Here is a 7,919-nt window from a genome sequence, read left to right on the forward strand (position 1 = left end):
AAACGAAGTCCAGAGTATTGATAGGGATACTTTACCGAACGCTCTCTGTTTGCCGGGTGACAGGATAATGACAATGTTGTCATTTTTGCTGTAATCCGTTGATAACGATCGTGGGCGCAATAAAATGACATTAGCAGCCAGCCGGGGAGCATGATGAAAATATTAATCGTTGAAGACGAAATTAAAACAGGTGAATATCTCAGCAAGGGGCTGACAGAGGCGGGGTTCGTCGTGGATCACGCTGATAATGGTCTGACCGGATATCATCTTGCCATGACAGCCGAGTATGATTTAGTCATCCTGGATATCATGCTGCCTGATGTAAACGGCTGGGATATCATCCGTATGCTGCGCAGTGCCGGAAAGGGGATGCCGGTATTACTGCTGACGGCCCTTGGCACGATTGAACACAGGGTCAAAGGACTTGAGCTGGGTGCGGACGATTATCTGGTGAAGCCCTTTGCGTTTGCTGAACTGCTCGCCCGGGTAAGAACCCTCCTCAGGCGGGGAAACACGATGATCACGGAAAGCCAGCTTAAAGTGGCTGACCTCTCGGTTGATCTCGTATCCAGAAAAGTCAGCCGCGCCGGGAACCGCATTGTGCTCACCAGTAAAGAGTTCAGCTTGCTGGAATTCTTCATTCGCCATCAGGGAGAAGTTCTTCCCCGCTCCCTGATTGCCTCTCAGGTCTGGGACATGAATTTTGACAGCGACACTAACGCGATTGATGTCGCAGTAAAGCGACTCCGCGCTAAAATAGACAACGATTACGGGACAAAACTGATCCAGACAGTGCGGGGCGTGGGCTACATGCTGGAGATCCCGGATGCATAGCAAACCGTCCAGACGACCTTTCTCACTCGCTCTGCGGCTGACCTTTTTTATCAGCCTGTCCACAATACTGGCGTTTATCGCCTTCACCTGGTTTATGCTGCATTCTGTTGAAAAGCATTTTGCCGAGCAGGATGTCAGCGATCTGCAACAAATCAGCACCACACTGAGCCGTATACTCCAGTCCCCGGCAGATCCGGATGAAAAAAAAGTAAGCAAAATAAAGGAATCAATTGCCAGCTACCGCAACGTTGCCCTTTTGCTCCTCAATCCCAGGGGTGAAGTGCTCTTGAGCTCAGCTCAGGGGGCGGCACTACGCCCGGCAGTGAATTCAGCAGATTTTAGCGAGCACAGCCGCGCACGGGATGTCTTTCTCTGGACGGTGGAGGATCCTGCGGGACCGATGGATACCGGGTCCGGAATGAAGATGGAAACATACCGGATTATCGCCTCCTCTGGCCAGGCGATATTTCAGGGCAAACAGCAGAACTATGTCATGCTGACTGGCCTCTCCATTAATTTCCATCTCCATTACCTTGATGCGCTGAAAAAAAATCTGATTGCAATCGCTGTTGTGATAAGCCTGCTGATTGTTCTGATCATTCGCATCGCTGTCCGTCAGGGGCATCTGCCCCTTCGTAATGTCAGCAATGCCATTAAAAGCATCACCTCCGAGAATCTTGATGCGCGGCTGGAACCGACACGGGTTCCCATTGAGCTGGAGCAACTGGTTATCTCGTTCAATCATATGATTGGAAAGATTGAGGATGTCTTTACCCGCCAGGCCAATTTCTCTGCCGATATCGCGCACGAGATCAGAACGCCCATCACCAATCTGGTGACACAGACTGAAATCGCGCTGAGTCAGGATCGAACCCAGAAGGAACTTGAGGATGTCCTCTACTCCAGCCTGGAAGAGTATAACCGGATGACCAAAATGGTCAGCGACATGCTGTTCCTGGCGCAGGCAGACAATAATCAGCTGATACCTGACAGGGTCATGTTTGACCTCAGAGCGGAAGTCATGAAAGTCTTCGAGTTTTTCGAAGCCTGGGCCGAAGAACGCAATATCACGCTCAAATTTGACGGGATGCCCTGCCTGGTTGAGGGAGATCCACAAATGTTCAGAAGGGCGATCAATAATCTGTTATCCAATGCCCTGCGTTATACCCCGGAGGGACAGGCAATCACCGTCTCAATAAGAGAGCAGGAGAGCTTTTTTGACCTTGTGATTGAAAATCCGGGGAAACCGATCCCTGAAGAACATTTATCAAGGCTGTTTGACCGTTTTTATCGGGTGGATCCATCCAGACAACGAAAAGGAGAAGGCAGCGGCATCGGCCTTGCGATTGTGAAGTCAATCGTGGAAGCACATCACGGAAGAGTGCAGGTGGAATCAGACGTACGCTCCACGCGTTTTATCTTATCCGTGCCCAGACTGGAGAAAATGATCCCGGAAACCCGGTAATGACTCCAACTTACTGATAGTGTTTTATGTTCAGATAATGCCCGATGACTTTGTCATGCAGCTCCACCGATTTTGAGAACGACAGTGACTTCCTGCCCAGCCTTGCCAGATGCTGCCTCAGATTCAGGTTATGCCGCTCAATGCGCTGCGTATATCGCTTGCTGATAACGTGCAGTTCTCCCTTCAGGCGTGATTCATACAGCGGCCAGCCATCCGTCATCCATACCACGACCTCAAAGGCCGACAGCAGGCTCAGAAGACGCTCCAGCGTGGCCAACGTGCGTTCACCGAATACGTGCGCCACAACCGTCCTCCGTATCCTGTCATACGCGTAAAACAACCAGCGCTGGCGTGATTTAGCGCCGACGTAACCCCACTGTTCGTCCATTTCCGCGCAAACAATGACGTCACTGCCCGGTTGTATGCGTGAGTTTACCGACTGCGGCCTGAGTTTTTTAAGTGTCGTAAAATCGTGTTGAGGCCAACGCCCATAATGCGTGCACTGGCGCGACATCCGACGCCATTCATGGCCATATCAATAATTTTCTGGTGTGTACCGGGCTGAGAGGCGGTGTAAGTGAACTGTAGCTGCCATGTTTGACGGCAGTGAGAGCAGAGATAGCGCTGATGTCCGGCAGAACTTTTACCGTTACGCACCACGCCTTCAGTAGCTGAGCAGGAGGGACAACTGATGGAGATGGAAGCCACGGGAGCACCTCAAAAACACCATCATACACTAAATCAGTAAGTTGGCACCATTACCTTCATCTGCATATATACTTTGTACATACCAGGAGATTACATGCAGGCACCCGGTATACCGGAGAATGAAGAACAGAGGCTGAAGTCCCTGTATATTACCGGCCTTCTTGATACCCGTGACGATGAGCGTTTTGAACGCCTGACGCGGCTGGCCCGCAAAGCCTTTCAGGTCCCGGTGGCCCTGATAAGCCTGCTGGATCGCGAGCGCCAGTGGCTCCTCGCCTGCCAGGGCGTCGGCGTGCGCGAAACCCCGCGTAACATCTCGTTCTGCGGGCATGCCATTCTGCAGGAGGGGCCCTTCATTGTTCACGACGCAGCTGCTGATGAGCGGTTCCGTGACAATCCCCTGGTCACCGGTGAGCCCCACATCCGGTTCTACGCCGGCCAGCCGGTGAACCTGCCCGACGGCACGGTGGCCGGCACGCTGTGCCTGATCCACACCGTTCCCCGCGCCTTCACGGATGATGACATTGCGTCCCTCCGGGATCTGGCCTGTATCGTGGAAGACGAATTCGAGGCCATCAGCATGGCCATGACGGACAGCCTGACGGGCATTCCCAACCGGCGCGGGTTTTACCGCGCCGGCGAAAAACTCTTCCGCGCGATGAACCGGCAGGATGCGTCGTTCAGCCTCATCTATTTCGATCTGGACAGGTTCAAACCGGTGAACGATCTCTGGGGACACGCAGAGGGATACGAGGTGCTGAAGGTTTTTGCCGGCTTTTTACATCAGCACCTCGAACCGGGCGAAATAGCAGGCCGCCTCGGCGGGGATGAGTTTGCCGCCCTGATCCGGCGAAACGGGAACACGAGTTCTTTTCTGCAAGCGCTGAGTGCCAGTTTGGATCATTACAATGACACCTCGGGTAAGCCCTACAACATCAATTATTCCTTTGGCGAACTGATCAATAACGCAGACCAGTACGCGACGCTGGCGGAAATGATCGGCAAATGTGACGAAGTGATGTACCTGAAGAAAAAACGAAAGACCCTCTCCCGGAAAGCAGAACCGTGACGCTTTCCTTCCCGGCTGATCCCCTGCCCCGGGGTTCAGCCGGACGGCAGGAACAATATATTTAACCTCATGGCGCATAAAGTCATTTATATTTGCTCATGGAGCAATAATCCTCTCATCGCAACAATTACTCATTTTTTGTGTCCATGCTGCAATAATTCCTCTCTTCCTCTCCCGAGATCTGAAAAATAGGCAAAGTCGGAAATATCACGCTCGGCTGCCTGGAGGGAACTTGAATGCGGGACGGCCGTTAACAGCATGAGCAGTGACTTTCATTAGGTTTGGTTATTCAAAGCTGGATGCACATCGCAGTTAGCTCCCGGACAGAATGGGAGCCCTGATTTTCCCTTTTTCAAATGTGGAAATGATTTACGTCAAACCGGAACGGGGCTTATAATCAGCTGTCGTCACCTCGGGTGTTCCCCTCTGCGCTTTTTACCGCCTGTAAATGGTTACAGGGACTTCCGGCAGTAGCCGGACTGTAAAAGGAAACCCGCCATGAAACCGAAAATTGTACCCGTTGTACGGTATACACGTTTTCGTTTCGGGCGCGTAGAGCATGTGCGTAATCACATGCGCTCGCTCCCGACGCGTTAAGTGAACGGTACCCGCAGGTGACGATACTCTTTGTTTACGCCTCTGTTTCCGGCCGTTCTTCGGATTCACCCATCATGGCAAGATAGTGTTCATGGTCATCAGTGTGAATAAACACTTTCCTGAACATGTTCAGATAGCGTTCCTTATCGATGACGCCGGTTGAGAAAAGATTTCTACCGTCCGAATGCGAGTGGCGGTTGATGGCCCGGTAAAATGAATCATATTCTCCGGCATCGCTGTGTTCCGTTGCCAGAGACTCCAGGGCTTCTTTAAGCTTTTCATTCTTGCAGGAAAAGCTGAAATAATACTCCAGAATATTCCTCATCGTATTGAACAGCACCACGGGCTGGGTTTTCGCATCCCTGACGTCTTTCAGTGTCTGCCATAACGCCTGATATTCATTGAGCATTTCGTGCATGGAAAGCGTTTCGCAGGAACTGTAATCCGACTTGATGATGCGAAACAGCGACCAGTTTGCTGGCGCTTTCCTGCCATCCTGCAGGCGGCCGCTGTTCAGCAGCATCTCCTGGAAGAAAAACATATTATGCGTCAGTATCACCACATGTCTCGCTGCAGCGGCCTTAATTATCTTCCGCTTAATGAGTGCTGCAACTTCATAGATATAGTTATGTGACAGGCTGGAAATCGGGTCATCAATCACAATGAGTTTATTTTCCGGATGGATGGTTTCCGGGGTAAGACTGCCCGAACACGATTCGATGAAATAGAGAAAAGCAACCATTGTTTTCTCACCCTCACTGAGGGATTTGAAGACTTCCGCCTTTTCTGGCTCGCTTCCCCGGCGAAGACGGTACAGTTTCATCTCTGCATCATGGCAGATGATTTCAAAGCCGGTGATCCCCAGCAGCCTGAGATTCGCATTGATACTGTTAATGGTTGGCTGGATGTCGGAGAGCTGTCCGGTCAGCCTGTTCGTCTCATCATCCAGTGTTTTCTTACTGGCAGCCAGGGCGCCGACTTCACGCAATCTGGTGTCGATTTCGTTCTGCAGTTCGCCAAGCTGCCGGTCACGCCCGGCAAAGAACTCCTCACAAATTCCCCTGAGGTGCGCCATAACTTCCGTATACAGGTTCTGTTTTTCCTGACTGAAGTTTTCAGCAAGACGGTTGTTTTCCCGTACCCGGATATTTAAAACGTCCACTTCCTTCCGGAGCTGCACCAGGGGATCCTGAACGTTCTCGGGTTGTACCTTCCGGGAAGGCTCTTTAATTTTAGTAAGGAGCTGCTGTAACAGGATCCGGAAGCCTTTATTGACCGTTTTCACCAGGCTTAAAATCTGACTGTCCTCATCAACGAAAGCATGGGTCGTAACACGGCGTTCTAATTCGGCCAGGGCATCACAGTCCTGAGCAAGTCGTTCTGCGGCCTGGCTCAGCGCCCCGAGAGACGTCTGGTATGACTCATCAAACATCTGAATGAGTTCGCGCGAAAAGGCCGTGACATCCAGGGACTGCTGGCAGAATGGGCAGATATCGTCGTGTATATACTGCTGTCCCTGGCGCACCCAGTCAGCATTACCGATCTTCTGAATGAGAGCAGAGAATTGCGTACTGCTTGCAGGCATCACGGGTTCCTGCATCAGTGTCAGGGTGTCTTCCGTTAAAACAGTTGTCGGGGGAATATGAATTTCGGCGACAAGCGTTCCTTCGCTCTGACTTAACATCCGCCATTTATCCGCCAGCGCCTCAGCCGTGGTGCTAACCTCCGACAGCGGTGTTGCCACCATACGTTCGTAAAACGATCGTTTAATTTTAGCGCCATCCAGGAAATCGCTGAGGATTTTCCTGTCATTGACTGTCCGGTTGAAAATATCTTTGGCACAGCTGTCAGTGACCGTTTCCTTCATACCTTCCTTCTCGGCGATCTCCTCATTCAGCTTATCTGTCCGGGCACTCAGTTTTGCGCTTTCTTTATTATTACTGTTTATTTTGTCCTGGCTTTCCTGATTGGCCTCGCTGAGGGTGAAGATCCCGGGCTGATAGTCAGAACGGGTGAACTTACTGTCAATGTATTCCTGATTAAAGACCTGAAAGTGGCTGACGTGCGGGCTCTCAAAGGTGCAGTGCCGGTATTTATCCGCCTGCCGGTCATAGAAATAGCCTGATACCGTGGATTTTCCTGAGCCGTTCTGGCCATAGATGAGTGTCACCTTACTGCTGAGATCAAAGCAGATATCCCTGTCAGGCGCGTAGCTTCTGACGCCCCGGATCCTGAGTTGAGCCATTTTTTTCTCCTTGTTGTCCCTGAGTTTGCCCAGTCTTTCCATCGTAGCCCACTTTGCATTCGGGTTATGTCATCCCGATCAGATTTATCTTAACCACTCCTGCGCGCTAAACCTGACATGACAGGACGGGATAGATCGCGGAATTTGTTTTGGTGTATTAATGCAGAACTGGCAACAAAAATAATGTTTTTGTGCGCTTTGGTTATTAATACCTTAATAACAATAATCTCATTACATTATTGCTTAATATGCAGCAGTATCTTTCCTTCGTCTTGAAGATCCGAAAACCCTGAGTTCCGGATCACGGCGATTTTCTGCGCTGATTTGTGAAACGAAAATTAAAAATGTGCTACACTTTAAGTAGTTAGATAACTTTCACCCTCTCCGCATCAGACCGACCTGACGAGTAAATCCTGTTAATCTGTTCATCATCGCTTCCGAAAACTTTGCTATTATGAATTTTTCGGAAGTCAAAAAGAGTGAGATCCGGTAATTGCGGGCGGTGACTGTTATTCTGCTAATCACTGCGGGCGGGCAACGGAATGTTCTGCTGGCGATGATAAATAAATAGAACTAATAGATATTAAATAATAAGGAAGTTGATTATGAATATGAAAATTACACTGAGTGTTTTATTTGAGGCTCTCATAATCCTTGGGCATGACAGAGTCTGGATGGAAGAATCGGAGTTTGAGCACATATACGGATACGGCTGCTACCGTGAGATACACACTTGGGACGATCGCACAGTTGCCTGGTGGGATGATGCTGATGACACATGGTATCTGTCCACAGAAGTCGATGTGATAACTCCTTTCCTTGGCCCTCTCCCAAAGAAAGAAGGAGAGCTCTCCGAGGAAAAATGCTTCCAGTTAATGACTCTTGGTCGCTACTTGGATTTGCCCCTATATTTCCAGACACCTGTTATCACTTAACCCATTACTGGCCTGCTGCCGCAGATATTCCCGTGGCGAGCGATAACCCAGTGCACTATGCGGATG

6 protein-coding genes are annotated in these 7,919 nt (G+C 50.4%); 4 read left to right on the forward strand and 2 right to left on the reverse strand.

The window, feature by feature from the left end:
- Positions 1-153: 153 nt before the first annotated feature.
- Together silR and silS are read left to right on the forward strand one after the other, a co-directional pair.
- Positions 154-834, forward strand: a complete 681-nt coding sequence (silR, locus tag ACOTXI_RS23265) for a copper/silver response regulator transcription factor SilR (protein WP_001572351.1) — start codon at positions 154-156, stop codon at positions 832-834.
- On the forward strand, positions 827-2,299 hold the full coding sequence (silS, locus tag ACOTXI_RS23270) for a copper/silver sensor histidine kinase SilS (RefSeq protein WP_033147116.1): 1,473 nt from the start codon (positions 827-829) through the stop codon (positions 2,297-2,299). Before silR ends, silS begins: the two co-directional genes overlap by 8 nt.
- A gap of 10 nt (positions 2,300-2,309) precedes the next feature.
- On the opposite strand, the gene ACOTXI_RS23275 is transcribed toward silS, so the two are convergent.
- Positions 2,310-3,007 (reverse strand): IS1 family transposase gene (locus ACOTXI_RS23275; protein WP_226778077.1). Its coding sequence is split into 2 segments (ribosomal slippage): positions 2,310-2,758 and positions 2,758-3,007, totalling 699 coding nucleotides; the frame shifts between segments, so codons are not numbered across the junction.
- Positions 3,008-3,101: 94 nt separating this feature from the next.
- Here ACOTXI_RS23275 and ACOTXI_RS23280 point away from each other — a divergent pair.
- Positions 3,102-4,076: a diguanylate cyclase domain-containing protein gene (locus ACOTXI_RS23280; RefSeq protein ID WP_421633975.1), complete on the forward strand. Its 975-nt coding sequence runs from the start codon at positions 3,102-3,104 to the stop codon at positions 4,074-4,076.
- A gap of 631 nt (positions 4,077-4,707) precedes the next feature.
- On the opposite strand, the gene ACOTXI_RS23285 is transcribed toward ACOTXI_RS23280, so the two are convergent.
- Positions 4,708-6,960, reverse strand: a complete 2,253-nt coding sequence (locus ACOTXI_RS23285) for an AAA family ATPase (RefSeq protein WP_223998209.1) — start codon at positions 6,958-6,960, stop codon at positions 4,708-4,710.
- Between the two features lie 563 nt (positions 6,961-7,523).
- On the opposite strand from ACOTXI_RS23285, the gene ACOTXI_RS23290 reads away from it, so the two are divergent.
- A complete protein-coding gene (locus ACOTXI_RS23290; protein ID WP_421633987.1) occupies positions 7,524-7,853 on the forward strand; it encodes a hypothetical protein in 330 nt (109 codons plus the stop codon).
- The last annotated feature ends 66 nt before the right edge of the window (positions 7,854-7,919 follow it).

The organism is Enterobacter cloacae complex sp. BZL2005, from assembly GCF_049238885.1.
Taxonomy (GTDB): Bacteria; Pseudomonadota; Gammaproteobacteria; order Enterobacterales; family Enterobacteriaceae; genus Enterobacter; species Enterobacter roggenkampii.